At 55.1% G+C, this 23,581-nt stretch carries 16 protein-coding genes; 11 read left to right on the top strand and 5 right to left on the bottom strand.

Annotated features, from left to right (window positions below; all coding sequences use genetic code 11):
• Positions 1-18: 18 nt before the first annotated feature.
• The 3 genes from Pan181_RS14060 to Pan181_RS14070 are packed head-to-tail and all read right to left on the bottom strand — an operon-like array spanning position 19 to position 8,318.
• Positions 19-2,871: a helicase-related protein gene (locus Pan181_RS14060; protein ID WP_145247423.1), complete on the bottom strand. Its 2,853-nt coding sequence runs from the start codon at positions 2,869-2,871 to the stop codon at positions 19-21.
• Positions 2,871-8,042 (bottom strand): DEAD/DEAH box helicase, encoded by a 5,172-nt coding sequence (locus tag Pan181_RS14065; RefSeq protein ID WP_145247424.1) that lies wholly within the window; start codon positions 8,040-8,042, stop codon positions 2,871-2,873. The genes Pan181_RS14060 and Pan181_RS14065 overlap by 1 nt, the downstream gene beginning before the upstream one ends.
• 39 nt (positions 8,043-8,081) lie before the next feature.
• Positions 8,082-8,318: a hypothetical protein gene (locus Pan181_RS14070; protein ID WP_145247425.1), complete on the bottom strand. Its 237-nt coding sequence runs from the start codon at positions 8,316-8,318 to the stop codon at positions 8,082-8,084.
• An 832-nt stretch (positions 8,319-9,150) separates the two neighbouring features.
• Here Pan181_RS14070 and Pan181_RS14075 point away from each other — a divergent pair.
• From Pan181_RS14075 to Pan181_RS14100, 6 genes are all read left to right on the top strand, one after another.
• Positions 9,151-9,615, top strand: a complete 465-nt coding sequence (locus Pan181_RS14075; protein WP_145244956.1) for a helix-turn-helix domain-containing protein — start codon at positions 9,151-9,153, stop codon at positions 9,613-9,615.
• The gene (locus Pan181_RS14080; RefSeq protein ID WP_145244957.1) at positions 9,603-10,250 is read left to right on the top strand and encodes an IS630 family transposase; all 648 of its coding nucleotides are present in this window, start codon (positions 9,603-9,605) and stop codon (positions 10,248-10,250) included. Before Pan181_RS14075 ends, Pan181_RS14080 begins: the two co-directional genes overlap by 13 nt.
• 311 nt (positions 10,251-10,561) lie before the next feature.
• On the top strand, positions 10,562-11,719 hold the full coding sequence (locus Pan181_RS14085; RefSeq protein WP_145247426.1) for a hypothetical protein: 1,158 nt from the start codon (positions 10,562-10,564) through the stop codon (positions 11,717-11,719).
• Between the two features lie 226 nt (positions 11,720-11,945).
• Entirely contained in the window at positions 11,946-12,188 is a 243-nt protein-coding gene (locus Pan181_RS26795; RefSeq protein ID WP_145252219.1) for a helix-turn-helix domain-containing protein, read from the top strand.
• The gene (locus Pan181_RS27040) at positions 12,176-12,670 is read left to right on the top strand and encodes a bifunctional DNA primase/polymerase (RefSeq protein ID WP_145247427.1); all 495 of its coding nucleotides are present in this window, start codon (positions 12,176-12,178) and stop codon (positions 12,668-12,670) included. Before Pan181_RS26795 ends, Pan181_RS27040 begins: the two co-directional genes overlap by 13 nt.
• Before the next feature lie 42 nt (positions 12,671-12,712).
• Positions 12,713-14,047 carry a tyrosine-type recombinase/integrase gene (locus tag Pan181_RS14100; protein WP_145247428.1) on the top strand — a complete coding sequence of 445 codons (1,335 nt, stop codon included), beginning with the start codon at positions 12,713-12,715 and terminating at the stop codon, positions 14,045-14,047.
• Between the two features lie 313 nt (positions 14,048-14,360).
• Here the strand turns inward: Pan181_RS14100 and cas2 are convergent, their stop codons facing one another.
• Entirely contained in the window at positions 14,361-14,690 is a 330-nt protein-coding gene (cas2, locus tag Pan181_RS14105; protein WP_231943594.1) for a CRISPR-associated endonuclease Cas2, read from the bottom strand.
• Positions 14,691-14,930: 240 nt separating this feature from the next.
• Between cas2 and Pan181_RS14110 the strand changes: the two genes are divergently transcribed.
• Together Pan181_RS14110 and Pan181_RS14115 are read left to right on the top strand one after the other, a co-directional pair.
• The gene (locus tag Pan181_RS14110; RefSeq protein WP_145245198.1) at positions 14,931-15,236 is read left to right on the top strand and encodes a transposase; all 306 of its coding nucleotides are present in this window, start codon (positions 14,931-14,933) and stop codon (positions 15,234-15,236) included.
• A complete protein-coding gene (locus tag Pan181_RS14115) occupies positions 15,233-16,117 on the top strand; it encodes an IS3 family transposase (protein WP_145247430.1) in 885 nt (294 codons plus the stop codon). Before Pan181_RS14110 ends, Pan181_RS14115 begins: the two co-directional genes overlap by 4 nt.
• Before the next feature lie 424 nt (positions 16,118-16,541).
• Here Pan181_RS14115 and cas9 read toward each other — a convergent pair whose 3' ends face one another.
• Complete coding sequence (gene cas9 / locus Pan181_RS14120; protein ID WP_145247432.1) at positions 16,542-19,745, bottom strand: type II CRISPR RNA-guided endonuclease Cas9; 3,204 nt, start codon at positions 19,743-19,745, stop codon at positions 16,542-16,544.
• A gap of 281 nt (positions 19,746-20,026) precedes the next feature.
• Between cas9 and cas1 the strand changes: the two genes are divergently transcribed.
• The 3 genes from cas1 to Pan181_RS14135 all read left to right on the top strand — a co-directional run bounded on the left by cas1 (position 20,027) and on the right by Pan181_RS14135 (position 23,521).
• Positions 20,027-20,947 (top strand): type II CRISPR-associated endonuclease Cas1, encoded by a 921-nt coding sequence (gene cas1 / locus Pan181_RS14125; RefSeq protein ID WP_145247434.1) that lies wholly within the window; start codon positions 20,027-20,029, stop codon positions 20,945-20,947.
• 93 nt (positions 20,948-21,040) lie between these two features.
• Positions 21,041-22,006 (top strand): hypothetical protein, encoded by a 966-nt coding sequence (locus tag Pan181_RS14130; protein WP_145247436.1) that lies wholly within the window; start codon positions 21,041-21,043, stop codon positions 22,004-22,006.
• Positions 22,007-22,024: 18 nt separating this feature from the next.
• Positions 22,025-23,521 (top strand): hypothetical protein, encoded by a 1,497-nt coding sequence (locus Pan181_RS14135; protein ID WP_145247438.1) that lies wholly within the window; start codon positions 22,025-22,027, stop codon positions 23,519-23,521.
• The last annotated feature ends 60 nt before the right edge of the window (positions 23,522-23,581 follow it).

Below are 23,581 nucleotides of genomic sequence, written 5' to 3' on the forward strand. Positions count from 1 at the left end.
GGCGAGTCTTGCCTTGGGTCAGTTCTCTTCGGGGAGCAGGATGAAGCAGCCGAGGATGTCGACTTCGCCAGTCGGAGTAACCTCCACGCTGCCGGTCATCTTGGCTGACTTGCGGATGCGGGTATGGGCGTCCTTCAGGGCTTCAGACCGTGAGGTCACAACGTCATCGAGCCGGTCGCGTAGGGAATCGACCGTACCGATGAACCGGTCGAGTTGCTGCTTGACGAGGTTCTCGGGAAGGTTCCCGGTTGGCTTCATGTCCAGCAAACTCTTGGACTCCTCCTCGGAAAGCCACTGCGGCTCGCTGGGGGAACCAGTGAACGCAAGCGTCAGCACCTCCTCGGCCAAAAGCGGAGCATCCTGCGTCTCTGTGGAAGTGGTGCTTCGCCGTTTCACCTTCAAGTGATAACGGAGTCGCACAACTAATAGTGAGGTTTTCTCGGTGACGCCATCGGTTCTGGTGACTCCACAACGGCGAGCGATAACGCGTTCCCCTTCGGCTTGAACGTCGTCGAGAGCGGTCTCCAGCGTGTAGGAAGCGAGTCCTTCGACGATGGGGTGCGTGCGACTGAGGTAAAGCACTCCTTCATCGACGGGGAGGTCAAACCTACCCAAGAAGTCGTTGTCTCTGCCAATGGCGTGACGTAGAGCACGAGGGGTTTCGTTGGAGACGGCGACTTGGACGCACTCTTTGGGTTTCTGCGAGAGAGGCACGCCTGCCAGGTGAAGCACATCGTGAACAAATCGCTGCACCGTTGGTCCCGCCCCAATCGCCTCGCGAATGGCATCGAGTTCGGCTTTGACCTCCTCGGTTTTAATGGCGTGTTGAGCGAAGCGAGAGCGAGAGCGTTTTTCGGTCTCGCGAGCGTCCTCCCACTTGGCGTGCAGTTCGCTCTTAATGGGGTCGAGGCCCGGCAGGAAAAGCTGCTGCGTCGGTTCAGAACCGCCGCGGAGTTCCATCCCCTCGAACAAGGCTTTGATGACTTCCTCGCTGCTGCCGGGAACGGCAACCGAGATGCCGAGGTCGCTTTTTATTTTCTTGTGCTTTCGCAGCAGGACGTCGAGCACGACGCCATCGATTTGGTTGTCGACACCGAAGTACGTGAGCACGCGCACCTTATCTTTCGACTGTCCGAAACGGTCGACACGTCCTTCGCGTTGCTCGTGCCGAGTTGGATTCCAAGAGAGGTCGTAATGGACCACAGCATCAAAGAGCGTCTGCAGGTTAACGCCTTCGCTAAGGCAGTCAGTACAAACGAGGACCCGCTGCTCATGCTCTCCTAGTTTCTCAATGCGGTCCTCGCGTTCCTTGGGGGGAAGCGTACCGGTGACCGACGCTACCTCAACTTTGCCGAGTGCATCGCGTAATTGAGCAGCGATATAATCAGCTGTATCGATGAAGCGGCAAAAGATAATCGGGTTGTAGCCGTCCTTGACAATCTTCTTGATGAGCTTGATTGCCTTCTGCAATTTGGCGTCGTCTTTGCCAGATAGTTTTTCTGCCTCGCGAGCAAGTCGCTTGAGGCGTTCGCTTGTCGCGGTTTCTTCCGCATCAGCAGGAGCACCGCCGGGCGTCATGTCGAAGACCTCGGTGATTTCGAGTTCTTCCTGGTCGAGCACCGCTCTGCGGCCCAACTCTTCCACGTCGGCTTCGTCTTCTGCATCGGCTGTGGCAGCACGATTGCGAAGTGTTGCAGCAGCTGCAGCGGGACTCGACGCCATGGCCCGAAGCAGTGCGAGAGCGGACCACCAACGGACACGATGGTTCTTCTTGCTGCCCGACTCATCGCTCACCAGCTCGCTGGCGAAATCAAGCACTTTGCGAAAGAGCTTCTTGTACGGTTCGCTGAGCTTGTAGCTCTCTTCAGCGTCTTCCCGCTCGGGGAACGAGGTGTCGGTTTCCAGCTTCTTATCCATCTCAATGACGTTGCCGCGAAGCCGTTGGACCAGGTGCTTGGCTAGCTCGGCACGAACCGATGAACGTGAGTCGGACTCCAAGTCGTGCGGTAGTTCGCGAAACTTGGGGTCGATAAGCGACAGCAGAGAGCGAAATGCGTCTTCGTTACCACTGTGCGGAGTAGCGGTCACGAGAATGAGGTTTCGGTCGTCCGATTCGGAGACCGCTTTGATAAGCTCGTGCCTCGCCTGGCGTGCCTGGCCTACGCGGCCGGTCAATGTGCAGGTGTGGGCTTCGTCGACGATGACCAGTTCGGGACACTCGCGAATGAAGTCGTCACGTCGTCGGTGCGACTTGATAAAGTCGGTCGATACAATGATGTGCCGGTACCGCTGGTAGATGGACTCGCCTGGTTGCAGTCCCCGTTCGAGTCGTTGCACCGTGGAGCTAAGTACCAGCTCGGCGTCGATATGGAACTTCTCCGCCATTTCTTTTTGCCACTGCTCGGCCAGGTGGGGCGGGCAGAGAACAGCGAGCCGCGTTACTTCCCCTCGCTCTAGCAGCTCCTTGGCAATGAGGCAGGACTCAACGGTCTTACCAATACCGACGTCATCCGCAATGAGGAGCCGCACCGGGTCGAGCCGCATTGCCATCAAAAGTGGTACTAGCTGATAGGGCCGCGGGTCGACAGCTATCTTGCCGAAACTACGGAAGGGACCGGCGGCCGAACGGGTGGAGAGACGAGCCGCGTCACGCAGCAATCGGCAAGAATTGAAGTCGCCCGGTTTAGTTGGGTCCGGCAGCGAGAAACTCGCCGAGTCTACCGGTTCGATAGCTCGACAGATTCCAACTACCTCATCGTCCAAGCCGCCGATGGGACGCACCAGCAGAACCTCGTCGCCCGAGTCGGGCAAGACGACCCATTCTCGACCACGTGCCTTCACCAAGGCTCCTGGGGGAAAGGTTGTTGACATCAGACTCCCCTCCGCTGGCCGAAGACATCGGCATACTGGTCGAAAATGGCATTCCAATCGGCCGCATGGTGGAACCGAATGACGAGGTAACCGGCATCCATCAGCCGGTCGGTGATAGCTTCGTCTTCTGCTTTTTGGTCAGGCTCGTCGTGGACGGGGCCGTCAATGTAAACCACCGTGTTCACCCCGTTGTAATAGAAGTCGGGCCTGGTAGAGCACGAAGAAATAAGGTGCTGTGCATGCGTCGGCAAACGGAGCTGCGATTGATGCACCTGCTGCAGCCAGCGTCGTTCCAGTTGCGAGTCGCATGCTCGCATAAGTTCATCGAGGTGGTCCGCCCGTGTGCGTCGGGAACCCGAGACCTCGGTCACCGCCTGAGTCAGCTCAAGTAGAAGGTTCGCGACAAGTGACCGGTCGATGCTACGATGGTCGGGCTGATTTCCATATTCGAGTAAGCAGTCGTAACAGGCTGCTTCGCAGTCGTCGCCCCCTTCGTCTTCACCGGTTTCCGGGTTGAAGTGACAGACGTTCAACGCAGCACGGGCCACTTCGGCGAGTGCGTTCGGTTCCTCGGCAACCTGGCGGAGAACCCCCGCACCCCCCTCGGAGGCTTCATAGAAGAACAGAATCCGTCGGTCGTCGGGGCTCGGCAGCGGGTCGACGGCCAGTTCGTTGGGTTCCAGCTGATAGACCTGCTGGATGCCCTGCTTGATAGCAGCCTGCAACGTCGCCATGAACTCCACGTTCTGGCGAGTCTCCAACTCAAAAGTAAGGGCGTTGCGATTGTCTTGCACGTAGGGAACGACCCGCTTCACGCGGGCTTGATTCATCGGGTCTTCGGTGTCGTTGTCCTCCACGTCCCGATTGCTGGCCCAATAGCCCCGCTCGACATCGAGCAGGAAGCCATGCTCGTTCTCGTGCCTTCGCTTTCGCCACCCCACGTTGATTCGCCAAATCTCCGCCGCATCCCCATACCTCATCGTCGCGACTCGACCCTCGCCTATTTTGACTTCCGCTTTGCGGAAGTCTGGCTCGCCGTTGACAGTAGAAAAGCGGAAGGTGCTACGAATCTCGTAGCCCACTCGTTGCCGCTCTTCTTCGTCTGATGTGATGCGGTCCGCACGTTTGGCGGTGACGTTTTGCAGCCGAACCATGTCGCGAATCTCGTCGGTCGGTTCTAAAGGTCGTCCGCAATTCTCACAGTTGTCGACGCCGGGCCCGCTCTCGATGAAATGCCCATACCCACAGTCGGAACAAACCTTCATCACGTACTGCGTGATTTCCTGCGAATCCTCATCAAAGGCGAGGTTCACCTTGTTGATGCGGTAGCGGGAGCCCTCGTGGTAGATAACTGCTCGCGGACCGTATTCCGAAATAGCAAGAAATCGTGGCCTCGAAAGAAATTCATCTTTACCTCGTCGGCCCCGCCGAGCTGGTATGAATGCCGAAAGCGGAAGACGAGGGAAGTTGTATCCGGGTAAGAAGCCTTCGCTGGCGAAATAGCGGTAGCTGTAAAAGTCTCCTTCGAAAGCGTTCTGCGAGTTGGTGAGTAGAGCGATTTGCGTCTCGGCTTGAGCACGCAGCCGCTTGGCTCGGTCACGGTCGATTTGGGTGCGTGAATGGTCGCCAATAATACGGTTCTGGTGCTGGCGTTGCTGGACGGCCGCTTTGTAGAGGCTTCGCCAGCGATTGCAGGCTTCATCAAATCGCTGCGGTAACCTAGTGAGCACATCGTCAAGCCAGTCGTCGCGATACCAGGGAGCGTCGCGGAGTTCCGGCCCGATGCTCTCCAGCAATCTCCTGGCTCTCTGCTGGGCACGCAATTTCGGACCAGCGTCTACCAAGACCTCCTTGGTTCTATCGTTGAGCGGGAGTGACAAGTCTTCCTCACTCACAACGAGAAGTTCAGCGAGCGTCGTGCCGAGATTGAGTTTGGCCTCCGAGAGCCAGGTAGCATGGACGTGAGCCTCCACCAAATCACGATTCAACAGGTCGAGCCGCGGGGCGGTAACCGCTCCGGCGACCATCCGCTCTGGATGCCGGAAGTAGTACTTGTCGTGAGGGCTGAAGCCAGAGCAGTATGTGTAGACCAACGCGGGTTGTCCACCGCGGCCCGCTCGTCCGCTCCGCTGGGCATAGTTGGCAGGGGTCGGCGGGACATTCCTCATATTGACGACGTTCAATTGAGCGATGTCGACGCCGAGTTCCATCGTTGGCGAACAGAACAGAATCGGTAGCTCCGCACGGCGGAACTGCTCTTCTCGCTCCTGCCGAACATCCGCCTGCACTTGTGCCGTGTGCTCGCGACCTTCGAGCCCCGAGCCCAAATCGGCAAAACTCTTGTACAGCTCGGTGAAGTAGTCGTTGCCCGTGTTGTCGGTCTCGCTCTGATGCGTAATGCGAAGCGGGTCGAACATCGGCTGTGAACCATCGCCTGGCTTCCACTGCATTACCGAAGCGGGAAGTTGGTACCCCGGAACTTGACTTCCGTCACGAGGTGAGCGAACCTCTTCGACCAATCCCCAAGGCTTGAGACAACGGAACAACGCGAGGATGATGTCCCCCAGGTCTTCAAGTCGCAAAGATTCTCCCAGGTTGGGTAGCTCCCGTTTCAGTAGCTGCCCAAAGTTACTGCGTGGTGAGATGCACAAGTCCTCCTGTCTCTCGCGGTCCATGCGAGAGCGTGGCCACGCCACTCCTGCCTTCACCATGTCGCCAGCGATTTCAATCACCCACGGCTCGCGGAGACGTTGGCGACTTTGGTCGCTAATGCGTTCCTGGTAGTTGAAGTTTAGCGAGTCCTCCTTGATGATGAGGCTTCTTCGCAAGTGGTCGAGAAGAACGCGAATCACTTTTATCCGTTGCTCGACCGAAGCAGCGGCAAGCACCGCGTGGGAGTTAGGCGATTCCCATGTCTCTTTGTCGGCAGCCACCTCGTCGAGTGCCAGATAGTCAATAAAGAGCAGGCCACATTGCTCAAGGTTTGGTGAAGTAACCCGCCAGCCACGCTCCAGGTCTCGATAGAGGTAGTAGGCCAGCACCGAACGTAGTGCCCGTCGCGATTCTTCGAGAGCGGGGCCGCGTAATTCGGGGTCGTTGGCGAAGAGGTGTGCTGGGAGGTCCAGTGCCCTTTCCACGTGGTGGACCAAATCGTCGTATCGTAAGCCTTCTTCGCCGATTCTCGTCATCGCTCGATAGAGAGCCGAACGAATAAGCCCAACTTCCACAAAGTCGTTGAAGTGACCTGCCTGCAGGGACGCGTCTTGGCGGTTGTCGGTGAAGCTCAAAAGCTTTTTGGCTTCCGAGTCGAGCGACTCGTCGACCCGCAGCTTGAGTATGGTCGAAAGGGCGAGAATGGTTGTAGCGGTGCTTCGCCCGTCCACCCCAATAGTGGCAAGTTTCGAAACATCGGAACTCTGACGAGCGTTGTAAGCCACTCCACATTCTGGATTGAGACAAAACTGAAAGGGGGCTTTGACAAATGCGACCCGCAGGCCATTGGGCTCTGGTTCGCCAGTGGTACCCAGCGACATCAATTCCGGGACCGGTTTGTTTCGCTTGATTACGGGACCACCCCGTCGCTGTTCTACCCAGTCCTCCGGTACCCGGCTGACCCACTCGGCGGCGTCTTCGGGCCAGGGGTTCGTCGCTGAGAGATAGAGGTATCCTGATTCAACGTTAACACTTACGGTGCGGCCAAAGTCTTCTCGTGGAACAACGGGGCTCTCTTGGCCGTGAGTAGGTCGGTCGACTCGATAGTAGGGATGCCCACAGTGCCGACAGAAGACTAGTGGGAGCAAGACTTTGTTCCGGTCACCCGGCACAAATTGCTGGCCGCGTAAAGTGATGATGCGTTCGTCCTCGCTTTCCAGTGATGCCCATGCCGTATCGCCACGCGTAATGAATTGATGAAGGCGGAACGCAAACACGGGAAAGTTCGTTTCGGGGTCGCGGCATTCGCTCCCCGCATACAGATAGGTCTGCAAAGCAGCCTCGCAGGCCTCAACATTGCAGCCGGTCAGCTCGGCAAGCTTGGTGGCGACGCCGGTATCACCTTTCAAGGGTTGTGGCGTTTGCCGGACCAGCTTATCAGTCCCCTCTTCTCTCCTCAGTCCGAAGGTCTCTTCAATCCATGAAGCGAGCGGCTGCTCACGGAAAGCGTCGTACTCCGTGTCTGGTTTAGATGGGGACTCGATGGTCGCTTGAAGGCGGGAGACAATATCGGGGGATTGGAAATCATACTCGTTCGTGGTGCGGCGGAGCGTCTCTCCGATGACGTTTTCAGTCGGGACTTCCTCACCGAAAATCTGCGAGACAACCGTGGCGACGACGCGGGCCTGTTCGACCGAGTCGCCAGTCGAGGCCATCGTGGCCGAAGTCCCCACGCATCGCATCGATTGGCTTTGAAAAGCTTCGCGGCAACGGCGGACGAGCATTGCCACGTCCGCTCCCTGCCTTCCCCGGTATGTGTGCAGTTCATCGAACACGAGAAAACGTAGCGTGCGTGCCTGCTCGACGAGTCGACGCTCTTCGATGCGGGTCAGGATGAGTTCCAGCATCACATAGTTCGTGAGCAAGATGTCTGGTGGGTGATTGAGAATTCGTTCCCGTTCTTGTTCGCCCTCTTGTCCGGTGTAGCGAGCGAAGGTCACCAGCTGCTGGCCTTCCCCAAATCCACGCGTGAGGAACTTATCTAGTTCCTCGCGTTGGCTGTTCGCTAATGCATTCATCGGGTAGACAACGATGGCCTTGATGCCACTCCCGCTCCCGGAACGAAGTACGTGGTCTACGATAGGGACAATGTAGGAAAGGCTTTTTCCCGAGCCGGTACCAGTCGTAAGTACGTAGGGCTCGCCAGCGGCTGCTTTGCGAATGGCTTGTTCCTGGTGGATGTGAAGCCTTAGCTCGCGACCCATATCATTATCGTCTCGCTTGATACGGAAGATGCGGCCGCAGTCCTCGTGCAGCAGACCTTCGGAAATGAGCTGATCAATCCGCTTGCCTGAAGCAAACGACGGGTTGAGTTGCAACAGGGGTTCAGGCCAGAGCAGGCCCTCTGAGATATCCTGCTGCACTGCTTTGGCGATACGTTCGTCCGAGATGCGAATGAAGCTGTTGGTATAATTCGCATAGTCGTCGACCACATGCTTGTGAAGGTCGAAGACATCCATCGAGCCACCTCAAAGTGAGTGCAGAATTTTTCGTGGAAATTACGGAAAAGGGAGTGTCTGGCATGCCAGTGCCACATCAGTTTGCTGAGCTTCCAGGGCGGCTGGCCTCTGTTTGTAATCCCCCCAGCAGTCATCGAGCAGCGGCATGGTGCACACGAAGTAGCCGCTCACGGTGCGATACGACCAGACGATCTTGCCGCTGCGTTCCCAGCTCCGCAACTCGTTCGGAGCGACGCCGAGTCGCTCCGCCGCCTCCATCCACAAGAATCCTTCCAAATAGGTTTTGTTTGCAATTCCAATCGACCAGCTGGATTTGGCTTACGATGACTGAACAACAATACCAAAATCAGGCACTGCGCGGTAGCACCTCCCAGACAACCTCGTCGCCTTTCACTTCACACCGTCACGGCACCATCTTCATTATCAGTACTGGATCCCTCTCGGCAACGCAGAGGTCATCTTGAACACTGAAGCTGTTCGTGCGAATTCAGCGGTCCTTGTACTAGCGACTTCGCAGCCCCTGGTGAATTCGGGGGAAAAGATGAAACTGACAGTCGATTGCCCGGATTGTTGGCTACTCGGGGCATTCACACAGTTTCTGGCACGAACAGACCACTTCACTGCCCCAAAAACACCACGATTGCAGTGCGAGACGCGTCTTTCGGCTATTCGGTGGACCCAAGTAGCTCTTCTAAATTGGTACACTATTCCTTGGCCAACAAAGTCGGCTTGGTCAGGCCGCAACACGCCAGCGGAATGTGCGAGAAGATTGTAGCAGATTCTCCCGGCTTCGAATGGGCAGTGAACGTCCTCCCGACCCCTTATGTATCTCGATTGTAGTGGACCGGGCTCAACATACTTGGCCCCAGCCCCCGTCCAGAACTTGCATTACCTGTACAATTACTCTCAATTCAAAGGTGGCCAAGATTTGAAGCCACGCGACGAACACTCCAACACTCTTAGAACACTCAACTCGATCGATTCTCGTGCAAACCCTCTTGGGTGGAGAATCAAGGTCTCCATAGTCGAATACAAGGGTTGCAAGAACCTGATGATGCAGTACTAGTACGTCTTTCCTGAAATCCATTCCGCTGCTATATGCTGCGGAATGAAAAAGCACATTGTTTGCCTGGACCACCAGGCCCGTGGAGGTTTGGAGCAGCTAGCACGCTCAGGCGCCCGCGCGGCGCAAGTGGTGCGTCGCTGCCAGATATTATTGAAATCGGACTCGGGATGCACCGACGAAGAGATCGCCGAGCATGTGGGCTGCACGACGCGCAACGTCCGAGCCGTCCGAAAGCGGTTCTGCGAAGAGGGCGTCCAGCGGGCGGTGTACGATGCGCCTCGCTCGGGCCGCCCCCCAGAGTTCACCAAGCGGCAGCAGCAACAGGTAATCGCCCTGGCGTGCAGCGAGCCGCCCGAGGGACGGGCTCGCTGGACGCTGGAATTGTTGTGCGAGCACGCGGTGAAGGAAGGCTTCGTCGATTCGCTCAGCGTGACGGAGGTCTCGCTGTGGCTCAAGGAACACGACCTGAAGCCGTGGCGAAAAAAACTTGGTGCGTGCCCAAGCTGAACGACGAGTTCTGTGAGCGGATGGAGGACGTCCTCGAGCAGTACGAGAAGCCGCTCGACCCGAACGAGCCGGTCGTCTGCCTCGACGAGCAGCCCTATCAGAGGGTCGACGACGCGCGGCCGCCCGAGCCCGCGGCACCCGGCAAGATCGCGAAGCAGGACTACGAGTACCGCCGCTGCGGAACCTGCAGCGTGTTCGTGGCGGTCGAGCCGAAGGCGGGCAAGCGATTCGTTCAGGCCAAGCGTCACCGCAAGCGAGCCGACTTCGCCCGGTTCGTCCGCGACCTCTTGAAGCGCTATCCCGACGCAGAGCGGGTTCATCTGGTGATGGACAACCTCAACACGCACAACGAGAAGTCGTTGATCGAAACCTTTGGCGAGGAGGCGGCTCGGCCAATGCTGGAGCGGATTGTGTGGCATTTTACCCCCAAGCATGCCAGTTGGCTCAACATGGCCGAGATCGAAATCTCGGCCATACAGCGACAATGCCTGGGACGTCGGTTGGCTTCGCTCGACAAGGTTCAAAGCGAACTCTCCCACTGTTCACGCGACCGCAATCGGAAGAAAATCAAAATCAATTGGACCTTCCATCGAAAAGACGCCAAACGCGTCTTCCCTGAACTCTATAGGAAATGACTTCCGGGACGACGTACTAGTGCTCATTGACTGGCCAGCAGCTGGCCCGGTCGACCGGAACACATCACAAACACCTGGCCGAGCCACTCGTTTTCACTTCCATTTTTCCGCTCCCTACGCCCGTCATGCCCCTTCACCAGATTTCGCCTTGTGAAGGTGCTGATCGAGAGCGAAAAATTCGACACTGAGAGGTATACTAACCAATCGACGTGCACCCCTGACTTCTTCTATTATTTTCCAGGCAGGCGCGAAGTGATGGGAGTGACTCCTATGCGTTACATTATGGAGTCCAAGATGAATGGAGGCTCAAAGTGCCAAATCGACAAGCATCTGAAATCCGTTCCGATTGGTCCGCAATCTTTTGTGATCACGTCATTCAGTTGCTGAACGACGTAGAAGATCGGGCTAGCAAGCAGAAGCCTATCGATCCTATTCATGCCGCGAACCAATTATTCGATGGTCTATTGTTCCTGCAACTCTTCGACTCGCACGTCAATGACGAAGTTTTTCCATGGAGTATCGAAGTTCTCGTTGACACCTCAATCTCGGGGTGGTGCTATGAAGAGGACGACCCCGTTGCTCCATGTGATCTGGACGACGCCCAATCGTGGATAACCCAAACTGTTGAAGTATACGAACATAAAGGAGATGTCGATTTATGGTGTGAACCAGGGCCGAGGCGGCTGCATATCGTCCAAGAGGGCGCGGAGCATTTGCTCACCATTGACGCTGCAGATGAGTGGTGGAAACGCAACGAACTCAAGAACACCATTGTTAAGAGCTTAGTTGACTTGCGATTCAAGCGTGAAAAGGAAGCCCTTAAACAGCTCGACACCGAGAAGTCGTCGCTCATTCCGCTAGCCTATGAGATGCTTGCTGATGATTTACGCGACCTGAACGCCACACTTCAGTCTTGGCTCGAAAACACGGTCGACAGCCCCCTTCGACATCAGCTCGCAAACTCTGTCGACCGACTATGGCTGCGGTTAGGAAATGGCTTCATCCACCTGCTTGATGTAAATATGGCGGACAGACTGTGGCTCTCAGAGCTCTGGTCGGACGTGAGATGGGTGCAAAGATGGGTCGAGCTATTTGGCGATGAGTTGAAACACTGTCCACAGGGATTGATGGTGTGGGTACAGAACCAGCTACGACAAAGTAATGTCGACTTCAGCCAACACCCATCGTATGTACGCGATCCAAGGTCCTTGGACTTCGGGCAATGGGCCCAAACCGCGACGAAAGCGAGTCGGCCGGCTGCCACAAAAGGCGTCGGGACTCGCCGCAAGAACTCCAAACTCAATGTGAACAGGAAGATGTGGGCCATGATCTCGAAGGACCACGATCGAGCACGGCAATTATCACTCCAGGGCTGGGCCGATCTAATCGGTTGCGCAAAAGGAACGGTCCACAAAACCGACGCTTGGAAAAAGCTCGAAGCGTATAAGAAAATGGAACAAACAAAGTAAAACACACGTCTCGCATAACAAGTGGACTCTGCATTTCAGGTAGTCCCTGTGACCGGTCACAACTTCTTACGTGACCGGCAAAGTTTTTTCCAATTCCCCCTAAACCATTACCCCGCAAGAACTTACAGCACACCATGCTGTTCGAGATCGTCTCCGATTGCTCGTGACCGCTCAAGGGTGGAGGCGACGTGTGTCGCCAATTTCCCCCTTTTTAGGAATGAGTAATATGAACTCCCCCGCATGTCTTTCAAATCCCTACCAGATTGGGAGGGAACTGGCTCCGCCAACCCTTTTGAGCCCCAAACAGGCCTCTGAAGCCCTGTCGATCAGTCCACGGAAACTGTGGACTATGACCGCAAGCGGTGAGATCACCTGTGTCCGGCTCGGTCGCTCTGTACGGTACTCTGTCGCGGAACTCCACCGCCTTGTATCTGCTTCGTCGGAAGGAGGTGCCAAATGCGCGACCTGACGATCCAAGAGCCCCTACCGGTCGACATTTACACAACTCCTCAAGAATCACAGAACGCCGAGGTTGTGTTAACAAGTGTCGTGGAAGCCGCACAATTTTACGCGAACAAACACGGCCTCGCTGTGTTCCCGCGTCGCACGGGACAGAAGGCGCCCGCCACTCCACACGGCTGTAGGGATGCGACCAAGGACTCGCACCAAATCAACAGCTTGTTCCAAGAGGAGCACAATCTGGCAATCACCACCCCACGAGAACTAATGCGTGGTTCGCGACAATGGGCCAACGCTGATTCGGCAAAGCAATCCCTCGGAAAACTAGTTGATGGAGGATTAGGAAGCTGGGAGATTAAACCTCCTGGACAGAAAGGCGGACGCCCCACAAGAGCTTTTGTGCTCACAGACTCCTGTCCTGCTGACACAATTACCCCGTTCCCCGATATACAGGCGGTTTTGTCAACGTCGACACCTGACCAACACGCTTAACAAGAATTAGATCGATAGAACATATTTCAAGGAGCTGAGTAAATGGCAAGTGTAACAACCGATAGGAGTGGCAAGCGTCGTGTCCAGTTTGTGGACCCCTTTCAGAAACAAACGAGACGCACGATTTATTTGGGCAAGGTGACTCTGCGTGCCGCTGAACAGGTGAAATTCCGGATTGAGCAGTTAGTCGCGTCCAAGACGATGGGCTACGCCTTGGACAATGACACCGCCCGGTGGGTTGCGGAACTCGGCCGCGGGGGGTTGGCAGACAAGCTGGCTCGGGTCGGCTTGATTGAGCCCCCTGAGCAACAACAACGTGCTCAACTTGATGAGTACCTTACTGCCTACGTCGAACGAAGGACCGATGTAAAGCCCGCTACCAGGGTCATCTGGCGACATGCGATCAATAACCTCACGAAGTGCTTCGGCAAGCAACGTGATATGGCTAACATCGATGAGGGAGACGCTGAGGACTTCAAACTCTACTTGATCGAGCAAGGCTTGGCGCCGACTACGGTTCACAAACGACTGCAAGTAGTACGAATGATCTTTCGCGACGCCGTACGAAGGAACATCGTGTCAGAGAATCCCTTCGCTGGAGTATCCGCTATCGCCGTTCAACCAGTGGAGCGGCAACATTTTGTCACGCGTGAAGTAACCGACAAACTAATAGCCTCATCGGACCTGACTTGGCGCCTGATTATCGCGCTGAGCCGATACGGAGGGCTGCGATGCCCGAGCGAAGTCCTTTCGCTCCGCTGGGCGGCTATCAACTGGCCGGAGAACCGGATTACTGTCGATTCCCCGAAGACCGAGCACAGGGGAAAAGGACAGCGGACAATTCCGCTTTTTCCAGAACTTGTAGAGGTACTCCGGGAAGCATGGGAGGCGGCTGAGCCCAATGCGGAGTATGTCGTGCCTGGCGACCTTCGAAAGTCTGCTGATTCGCCGGAAGGGTGGAGAAACTGCAACCTTCGGACACAGTTCAATCGGATCATCTCACGAGAGGGGGTCTCGCCCTGGCCAAAGTTGTTCCAATCGATGCGGTCGAGTCGAGAAACAGAGTTGGCCCGCGAGCACCCGATCCATGTCGTAACGGCTTGGATGGGGAACACGCCGAAAGTGGCACTGAAGCACTATCTTCAGGTTACCGACTTCGACTTTGACAAGGGGGCGGGCCTCAGCGCAGAAGCAGACGCACAAACGGCGCAGAAACCAACGCAGCACCTGCACGCATCCTCTCGCACTGAGACTCCAGAAACGACGCAAGCCCAGGCAGGACCTGGGCTTATGCGTGAAGTTGCGAAGCGGTGCGTTTCAGTACCGATCGTTGAAGTGGCGGGGGCCGGATTCGAACCGACGACCTCGAGGTTATGAGGCTAATCCCGCGAATTCAAAAAACACCTTGTTTTGCCGATGTCTTTTGATCTTACTTCCCCCTTTGCGCGATTGCAAGTAGACGCAATGTTTGTCGGGTTTTGGTAGGTGTTGCCATATCGGGAGGAGCCAAAGGGGGAAGCGAGGAACGTACACGACTGCACCTGTACCACGAGAGTGTCACTTGGGTACATTCGGTAGATCTGCGAGTACCGGTTCTGGGACGCTGTGGTTGGTGAGGAATCGCCGCTCGGATACATTTCACCTGATTCCTACCCCCCTACCCCACCGGCAGTTACGTCGAGAAACGCAATTAGAAAAGGAGCATTTGATCAGGAGGTTGCTCGGTCGTGGCCCTTTTTTTTCCAAAATAGACCTCCATTTTTCCGAATTGATGGTCCGTAATCGCCATAAAACGGACCTGACCCTCGCTGGGTAAGGTCCGCGACAAATAGCGGCGGTGGGTCTCGCTTGCCTCTTCGCTCACACAATACCGGGCGTAAACCGAGTACTGCAGCATGGTAAACCCCCGCTCAAGCAGTGTCCGCCGAAACTCGGCATACGCCTTGCGGGCCGATTTGGTGGTAACCGGCAAATCGAACATCGCCACCAGCCACATAGCTCGGTACTTGGATAAGGGCATAGAGAATTGGCACCATACTCATAGAATCCTGCCATTCAGATCTTCTAGCCTAATCACTGAGTTCAGCAGTTGCGAAGCTAATTCCAGAGACTGTTCCAGCAATTGTGCAAAAACCAACACAACCGCATTAGGCGACTTAGTGAACCAGTTTCCATCATCTCATTCTTAGGACTGCGATAACCCAAGACTTTCGGACAGTGGCGGGAGCCGGAATAATGGTTCCCATAGGAGGTCCGAAATATGGACGAGCAAGCGAAGCGGCAGCGGCCGACGTATAGCGATGAGTTCAAGCGAGACGCGGTGCGACTGGTAGTTGAGGAAGGTTATTCGTTCAAGGCAGCCTGCGAGGCGGTGGGGGTATGCGATGCCACGCTGCGGGCCTGGCACGCCAAATTGGCTCCCCCGCCGGAGCCGTGCGGTGACGACGCCACGGTCGAGGAGATGCGAGCCGAGATCGCTCGGCTCCGCAAACAACTCAAGCGGACCGAACTGGAACGAGAAATCCTAAAAAAAGCCACGGCGTACTTTGCGAAGGAGTCGACATGAAGTACGCCTGGATTAGCGAGCACCGCGACTCCTTTCCGGTGGCCCTGATGTGCCAGCTCCTTCAGGTCAGTCGATCGGGCTACTACGACTCGGTCGACCGTCCGCGAAGTAAACGCTCCGAGCGGACGGCCAAGATTCACGAGTCCGTACGGCAGGTCTTCGAGGCAAGCGACACGATCTATGGTCCCCAGAAGATCGCTCACGAACTCCAGCAACACGAGGAGTTGGAGACGGCCTGTCGTAACACGGTGGCTTCTGCGATGAAAGAAATGGGCCTGAAAAGCCGAGTCCGTAAGCGGTTCACGCCGACGACGACCAAGGCGGATCCGTCCAAACAGCAAGCGCCGAACGTCTTGGATCGGGACTTCGATGCGGAGCGTCCGAACCAGAAATGGGTGACCGACATCACGTACTTGCCGACGCTGGCTGGTTGGGTGTACGTGGCGGTCGTCGTTGATCTGTTTAGCCGCAAGGTGGTAGGTTGGTCGATGAGTCATTCGCTGGCCACCCCGCTGGTGAGCGATGCGTTACGTCAAGCCATCGAGTCACGACAACCACGTACTGGCGAACTGCTGCATCACAGTGATCGCGGTTGTCAGTACACGAGTGAGAGCTATCAACGGACCTTGCAGACACTTGGCATCGAGTGTTCGATGAGCCGCCGGGGCAACTGCTACGACAACGCGGTTGCCGAGAGGTTCTTCTGGAGTCTGAAACATGAGTGGACGAAGCACTATGAGTACGCCGACCTTGAGTCAGCACGCCTGAGCGTGTTCAAGTACATTGACGTGTTCTATAATCGCCAGCGACTCCACCAGTCGCTCGGTTATAAAACCCCCGAAGCATTCGAAGCCGAATACGCCCCGGCCGTAGCGGCGTAATAGAAAATAGCCCCCGCCGCTGTCCGAAAGTCTTGGGCTATCGCAGACCACTGGATAGCTGTGTGTCGGGAATGCTCTGTATTTCGACGTACTCCTGGTGCGAATGCTCATCCATGCTGATGTCTAGCTGGTTTGAGCAAGACTTCACTGCGCATCTCCAATGCGCCACAGCGATGGAAGACTTGCGAGTTTCAATCATGACAAATCCTTTTTGGGTTTCGGCTCAACACCACCATGGCACTGGTAAACATTTTAGTCCCCATTGCATTCTACGATCATCACCGTAGAATGCAATGCACGCTCGCTGGCGATCATCCAAAAAATGATGTCTTAGCAAACCACTAAGGGCTCAGAAAACATTTTAGCTGTGGTTGGATTGGCTGTCGCTGCTCGGATACATCGGTTCCGGCAACCCAAAAACCAACTAATCGCCAGCGGGCGTCCATTTCCCCAGCGGCGAGATCGCAATCTTCATTGCCCCCATTTGGCGCAGCTTATCGACCGAAGCCCTAATACGAGCCCCTGGTATCTTCTTTCGAATGGTAATGGGACGAGCATCGCTGTGAGGCACAAACTCGATTTGTTGGCCTGAAATTACGGAGACTCGGAGTATTTGCGGTTCGGTGTCCCCTTCTCCGGGCAACAAGACATGCTCGCCATTGGCCAGAGAGAATACCGGCTTTTTCCCCGGTCCATGATCTCTTCTCACTACCGGTTCCCCAGCCGTATGTCGACGGACTGCTTCGAAACGAGAGACAATGTGCCCTTCCCATTTCTTGGGGGTTCCTTGTTTATCAAGAACGGCGGCAATCTCCATGTGGTGGTTATCTCCCGCAGCTACTCTCCGTTGGCGACTTCCCCTACCGATGGCTATGGTGGTGACGCTCGTTTGAATACGGGCTCGATGGATCGGGATGAGTCGTTTGTTCTTGGTTGTCAGGTAGGGATGATTGTTGCGATCGGCAAATGCCTTTTTGGGATCGCCACCAAGGCGCTCAAGCTTGTCTAGCACCGCTTGCCGAACTGCAGGGTCGACTATGGCCTCAATTTCGCCAAGCGACATGGCTTCGAGCGGTTTCCGAACATGATGGACTGTTTTGGTCGTGTCGGGTTTCTTGATATCAACCACTTCATAGGTCTTACTGTAGATCGTGTCCTTGTGAAGGCCTCCATTGAGTTTTCGATTTACACGGGATGACACGACTATATTGTCCACGGCATCGGCTAGGTTTTTCCAATCAAAGCCCTCCCAGGGGAGATCGATATTTTCTAACAGATCACGGGCATAGTAGGACTCGGCACGTGAAGCTGCCCGATTTGCTGCATGTACGGTGGCTGTGGTCGTAACCGCTACCACAAATGCATCAATAGCGTGGTGGCGATGGTCGGCTCGGTCTTTCTGGTCGCCATCTTCGGGATCTCCATAACCAATGCGATTCAATTGCCATGCCCGGCGGAGAATTGCAGTTAATCGCCCGGGTGAGGCTTGCACGCGTAGCTTGCCATCGCCATCAACACGGCCACCATACAAAGTAGCTAAGTAATCGGTCGCCGCACGAGATAGATAGCGGGTATCACTAAGTTGCCTTTCGGCAAACTCATCCATTTCGGGCAGTTTATCAGCTAAGAACTTTGCCAACTTTGCATTGGCAGCACTGCCTTTGAAATGCTTCACCCTGGCAATGATATCTTCCCACTGCTCTGTTGAGTGGTAGGCCTGATACGGTGTCTGATTCCGCTTAACATGACGGTTTTCCTCATGATAGCAAAGCGTCTTATTCATGTATGAATTGTCGAGGCTTTTACTGTAAGGAATGATGTGTTCAATATCGAATTGGGGCGAATCTCCGACTAGTGTCTCCATTTCGATTCCGCGGCCCGTAAAAGGGCACACCCACCCGCACTCTTCGGCCAAACGGATTTTGAGAATATTGTGTGGCTTATTAAGCTGTTCGCCAGCCGCCTTTCCCATTCGATCGAGTAGGCGTTTACGGGCATCGTCCCGAGATTTAGTATTGCGGTCGCGTTGATCGGTGAATTGCTGACGATCTTTACGCGACCGCTTCAGATCGCGAGCCAGCTCAATGCGGATAAAACGCGGTTTTCCATACTGAGCCACTAAGGCATTGACGACCTTACGAAGCTCCGCCATGGCCCGAGCTAGCGTAGGATTGCGAACAGTGGGAGCTACTTGAGAAAAGGGCGGAAGCCGTTCCTCGGGGGGCCGGGCCTCGAAGGATTCGGGGTAGATCTGACGGCGAGCCGTTGAGTAGGCCTGGCCTTGCTCCATCAAGGGGCGTAACTTATTGATAGCCCGGCGAGATATGTTTCCATAACCAGCTTCTAGCGTAAGATTTGCCACTGCTACGGCCTGTTGCTCTCCAAACTGCCAATGCTGTTGCAGATGGTGCAGCAACGGTTGTTCGTCCTCGAATGTTAACACGCTATCTACTAAACGCGTGCGAGTGGGTTCATCCATATCGTCCCAGGGCTGCCCGAGTGCTTCGGAAAACTTAGCGGCGGTACGATTCCCAATTAACTTTTTTTCTCCGTCTCCTTCAAAATTGAATGTGTATTTAACTGGTTGTTTCTTGGTTGTGCGCAGGCCGAGGGTTTTCTTAACTTCGTTCCAACTCAAGTCGCCTTCGACAGTGAGGCGGATTAGTAGTTGCTCCCGTTCGTCGTGGGTTAGTGGGCGTGGCAAGTCGAGCTCGGATTCTACCCGGAGATCATTAACCCTTTGGAGTACGCGAAACTGTTGATACGGCAAACTCGCGATTGCAGCTCGCCGACGTCTAGGCTCCAGATCACATTTGCCAATTAAGTGTCGCTGCGACTTAAGGGGCCGCTGGTGGAAAATAGCCTCGGAAAGCTCTTCCTTTAGCTTTTGGGTAAGAACATGGGGGTGGTGCTTAATCTGAGTCCGCCAGATAGCCTCAAATTCATCCTGGTACATCTGTCGCGAAGTCCATCGTTGGCGAATACGCTGCTCGTCGGCATCAAGTCCGGCGAAGTGTTCGCCCAGGGTTCGCGCCCCGGAGGTTTCCATATCTTTGCTTAGTTGTGAAATCCCTTGCTTTACCTTGCCGGTTTCCTCGTCGCCCCTTCCAGCTTTGAGGTTCGAAAGAAAGCCGCGACGTTGTGCCAAGTGGTAAAAGGCTCGCCCCAAAGCATAGAGCGGTAATGGGCCATCTAGTGCTCTTGCGCGCAACGTATAAGGAACGACGTGTGCAGTACGACGATCCGAAATGAGTTTCAAATCGTCCACTAATTGGCTATCAAGGGATAAAAGCAGTTTGTGGCGAGAGTCATGGTCGGTTGATTCAGCAACAGGCAACAATCCGCCCCCTTGAAGGACACCAAAGACCTTACTCAGCCTCCATTGTCGACGCCAAGTATTTCGCCGAGGCCCACGTGCTAACCGGCGGGCCTGCGATTTTGATTCCTCACGCCCCCGTGAAATGTCGCCCTCGACTCCGGCCTCAAACCGACGGACTCCCAAAGAATGGAGGCCGACCGGATTGTCATCTTTATCAAGCAATACCATGGCCCAGCCGACCGAGCCACAACCGGCATCAATCCCCAGCCCATAATGAAGCAACTGCTCACATTCTATCTTCGCAGACAATTCACATCCCCCTGGAAAAGACGGTTGACTCTAAATGTACACCACGCAATAATATTTGTAATGTATCCGAGCGGCGATTGCCACTAATCATAGTAAGGCTTTTGCTCGCAAGGCGCTGCGGTTCATCCGCAACCTTTCTACGCCCCTTCTTGGGGCGTTTTTTTGTGCGCATACAGTAGTTTGTTACAAGTAGTTCATTGGATTTCGCCATGTCGGCTGACTAATGTGAAAGTGTGGCTTTCAGGAATGCCATCTTTTGCTAATCGTTAGGGCTGACAACAATGAAAAGAACTGTAGAGATTTCCCAAAAAGCTGCGCATCTATCAGTTCGTCACAAGCAGCTTGTGTTAAAACATGAGGGTGAGCTTCTCGGCCAGGTGCCATGTTCAGAGGTGGGGGTGGTAGTCGTGTCACATCCACAGGCGACATATACTCATCAAGCGCTAACTAATCTTGCAAATGAAGATGCCGTTGTCATTTTATGCGGAAACGATCATCAGCCGCTTGCAATGCTCCTGCCGCTCTCAAGTCACACTCAAGTTGTATGGCGGCTTAACGACCAAGTCGCCGCATCTCAACCGTTAAAAAAGCGACTCTGGAAGCAACTCATAGTCGCGAAGTTGAGAGCTCAGGCATGTGCACTGAGCCCCTCGCAACCTGCTCACAAGAAATTGCTCGCACTGAGTCGACAAGTCCGTTCCGGGGATACCACGAATGTGGAGGCTCAGGGCGCCAAGGTATATTGGGCGAATTGGCTAAATGCAGACGATTCCGAAGCCCTGGATTCCGAACCTTTTCGTCGTGATCCGAAAAGCTCGGGAGTCAATGGATTCCTTAATTACGGCTATGCAATTCTTCGTGCCGCAATAAGTCGTTCATTAGTTGGAGCTGGATTACATCCAAGCTTAGGCCTCAAGCATTCAAACCGCGGGAACATGTTCTGCCTCTCAGATGATTTGATAGAGCCATTTCGGCCGCTAGTGGACATCCGTGTCCGGGAAATGTACAGACAGGGATACGAAATGCTAAATCAAGATGCAAAAAGCGAGCTGTTACGCATTTTGCTGGACAACATGACGGCAGGAGGCCTGTCATGTACTGTAACATCGGCTATCTCGACTCTGGTTTCATCGTTGGTAAGCTGCTTTGAAGGAAATAGCAAAACCCTGGCAATCCCCAGCCTGCCACCTGCGGACTGTTAGCCGTTAGTGAGGAAATAAACGCATAATCGGTTCTTCTGCATGGTAGAAGGGGTAGGGAGCTGAAATATCTACAGCTGTAAGGAAAGAAATACAATGAACGGAATCAGGGACACCCGAGCACTTTGCAGCGAGTTTGCGAAGGGGAGGAGCCTTTTGGCGAGTGGCTTGGCTCTTCTTGGCATGGATAGCGTGGAGGAAGTTGACGCGTTCCTCGCCGATCGACAATCAAGAACGGGGCTGTTTACTGGCGATCCCCCAACCGACCACCCCGACTGGCTCAAGTTCTATACCCACCCTGCCTATTTAGAAAAACAACTCTTCAGGGGGCTGCTCGGAGAGGAAGAGGGGGACGAAGCACGCGCACTTTTGAAACTACTGCGAAATCCCCAAACCGGTACGGAGGAAGCACAGCGGGAACTTTTCGCCTTGTTGGTCGGCCTCCTAACGCCAATGTCGTACGACAAGGCTGACGACGTCTCCGACGCTCTTGCTAGCCTGCTGGAGTTGCCTGAGATGGAAGAAGAGGCAAACGACGACAACGATATCCCTCCTGCGTTTGCGTTCTATCTGTGGATTTGGATTCCGTGCTGGCTCGTGTATGGCTGCGAAGTACCACAGCTACTAAAACGAGTAAAAGAGGGAGGGGCTGCAGCAGCCGATGCAGTAGAAGCCTTGGTACGACTAGATCACACGTCCGCACGCATGCGGTATGTCAAGAAGTGGGTGGAGGAGCAGCCGGGCGATCGGCAACCAATGGTGCGAGTCTGGAAAACTAGCACGCCATTCAGGAAGCCGAGAAAGAACACTGCCGCGTTGGGCATCTGTAGTGCATGGGTGGCAGGCATTACGAATTTGATAGATGACCGCCCTGATGCTGGCGAACTAAAAGAACTGTGTATTGACCTGAGTGAAAGCCGTGCAGACGACATTGCAGAACTCTGCTTATCTAAAACCAACGACGATTTCGGCCGAATGATCCGTCAGTACTTGTCGAAACTCAGCATGCTAGCGCCCCCGGACAAAAACTGGATAGAAACTATCCGGGGTTGTGCACGGTAACTTATCTACGATTCGGGCATGAACAGCTCGAATCAATCTGAACACGACTCCCAAGGCTCGCCGACCCCCGCTCCGCGCCGGCGGTCCCAAGCCGCCGCGGAGCGGGGGCCGGCGCAGCCGGCTCCCGTCAGCGGAGGACAGAACCCTCACCCGCCCCAGGAACACAGAGAAGAGGTGGTGGGAAGGGGGTCTGGGGGAACGGCGGGGGGTCCCCCAGTCCCCGCCGAAGGCGACAACACGGCTGCGCAGCAGTCCTATCTATCGGACGCCGACCTCTCGTTCGATCCTGGCGAATGGGAAGACAGCCAGGGGGCAGCTAGTATCACCCCCTGGCAGAACCTCACTACCGGCGGTGAAGACTATCTCACGGTTAGCTTCTGGGTCGAGTACGAAGACTTCGATGCCTTAAAGAAACAACTCGAAATAGCACAGGCATCCGCAAGATCGAGAGAGCGTTCTGATCCTAAACGTGGCACTCCACCAAACAACGACGTTCTCCATCTTGGAGACCACCGGCTTGTTGTGGCTCCCCAGGGCGGTCGTTTAGGAGGTGGCAACCGGGCATTGGCCATTAAGTGGAAGCTCCAAAGCGGACAAGGCATTGAGCTTCTGCTGAGAGATTCGGACAAGTGCGAAGGTCATACGCCTAACGCCACGGCCCAAGCCACTTCGGCGACTCTAATGAGGCTGGGCTTCCTGGATACTTGGCGGGAGATGCAAGCACTATTTGAGGCACTCGGAAGCAAGATTCACCGGCACGCCCTCTCTAGAGTCGATGCGGCTGTTGACCTCCCAGGTGTTGCCATCGATTCGTTGTACCATGCCTTCAAAGAAGGGCATATGGTCACGCGGGCAAAACACCGCCAAGCGTACCATGATTTGCGATTCGCCAGTGAGCACCTGGCCGCCCGCAAACCAACCGGCTTTGCCATTGGCAAATCACCTCTGCGCCTCGTCGTATACGACAAGCTGGAAGAGACCTCGCACAATCCTTACAAGCGTGGCCTGCTTATCAGTCGCAGATGGGGAAAACTGCCAGAAGCAGCAATCCGCATCGAGATACAGCTGCGGCGTGCCAAGCTAACTCAGTTCGGAGTCGATACGGTCGACGACTGGATCAGTAAACGCTCAGCCATCATCAGCAAGCTCACTCAAGATTGGTTGCGACTCACAGACGGCCCAGTGAATCGCAAGCATCCTAAAAGCACTCCCAACCACACCGATTGGGAACTCATGCGGGAACGCTTTAAGGACTGGACCGGTTTGTCAGTGGGAGCAGATCTCACCGCACTCCCCAAAGGTCACATTGACTCAAGCAAGCAGATAGCCCAGGTCGTGGGCATCTTCATCGGCATGTATGCCCGCATCTCGAAAGTGATCGAAGACAACGAGCAATTCTTCCGCGAAGTCCTGGCTGATCTGCAGGGCGGAGTCGGCAAGCGCAATATGGCGATTGAAGTCGATCGCAAAGCGTTGGAACTCGGCGTGGAACCCTCTACGGCGATTGATTACTAACACTCTTTTTTTGTTACTAGAAAGGACTCGTGCGATGGCAAGTAAACGCAGTAGAAAACA

Source organism: Aeoliella mucimassa (assembly GCF_007748035.1).
Lineage (GTDB): Bacteria > Planctomycetota > Planctomycetia > Pirellulales > Lacipirellulaceae > Aeoliella > Aeoliella mucimassa.